The sequence below is a fragment of the Streptomyces sp. NPDC051172 genome (assembly GCF_040682555.1).
In the GTDB taxonomy this organism is placed as follows: Bacteria; Actinomycetota; Actinomycetes; order Streptomycetales; family Streptomycetaceae; genus Streptomyces.
This window is the reverse complement of record NZ_JBFBBE010000501.1, coordinates 1-1021: the sequence shown is the minus strand read 5'-3', so window position 1 is coordinate 1021 and position 1021 is coordinate 1. Positions and strand designations below refer to the sequence as shown.

The following is a 1021-nucleotide window of genomic DNA, read 5'->3' as shown; positions in this document are numbered from 1 at the left end:
GGGCGGAACCTCGCTAGATGTACTGGCCGGCGACTTTGGTCGCACCGCGGGTGGTTCAGGGCTACTTTTCGCCGACCCCGTTGAATGTTTTGCTCTGTGAAAGGTTCAGCGAGTGTCCTGCGAAATCTTCGCTGCATCTCGACAATTTCACAGACGCGCATCTATGTTTCATAGAACAGCGCACACCTCGCCTCTTGACGGAGCGTGATGTGACCAGCAATGAACTTGGTGCCATCGTGCGACTACGCGCCGTGAGGGCCAGGGGACGCACGCGGGCCTCCTGAGTGGGCGCGTCGATTGAAGCGTCGGAACAGCAGGGGGCGCCCCCTGCCGCGTGGTGGGGCCGAGCCATCGCCCGACCCCGCCGCGAGGCACGAGTCACGCCGCGTGGGGCTCGTCGGAACGCAGTTGCCCGGCCAGTGCCAGGACGCCGGCCAAGGCCAGCGGGACCATCCCCGCGGCCACGAACAGTGCTCCTGGGGCGACGGTGGCGGAGACCGCCCCCACGAGCCCGACGGACAGCGGCATGAACGCGATCGAAACGAAGAAGTCCAGGCTCGCCACCCGTCCGAGCATGTCCAAGGGCACGTGCGCCTGGAGGACGGTCCCCCAGATCACCATGCCCACTCCGATGCCGGCCCCGTAGAGCATCAGACCGGCCCCGATGATCCAGGGGTTCAGCGTCCAAGCAGGCAGGGCCAGCGGGACACATGCCAGAGCCCAGACTCCCACCATTACGGGCAGGAACCGCCGCGGCGCCTCCATGCCGCCAGCAATCAGCGAGCCGACCAGCCCGCCGACGCCCAGCGCCGCCAGCACCGCCCCGTAGACCGCGGCACCGTTCTCGTGGCCGTCGCGCAGCAGCACCGGCAGCAGCACCTCGAGGACGCCGGTCGTCACCAGGCCCATGACGGCGGCGAACAGGACGCTGCTCCTCACCCAGCGCGTCCGGAGGACGTACGTGAATCCCTCGGCCAGGTCCCGGAACGGGTGCTGAGGCGCCGCATTCGTATCTGGAGGG

Annotated in this window: 1 protein-coding gene; it reads right to left on the bottom strand. The window is 67.9% G+C overall.

Translation table 11 applies throughout. The annotated features are described in order from the left end of the window. Nucleotides 1-378: 378 nt before the first annotated feature. On the bottom strand, nucleotides 379-1021 hold a 643-nt coding region (locus tag AB0N07_RS52235), incomplete at its 5' end, for an MFS transporter (RefSeq protein WP_365848189.1).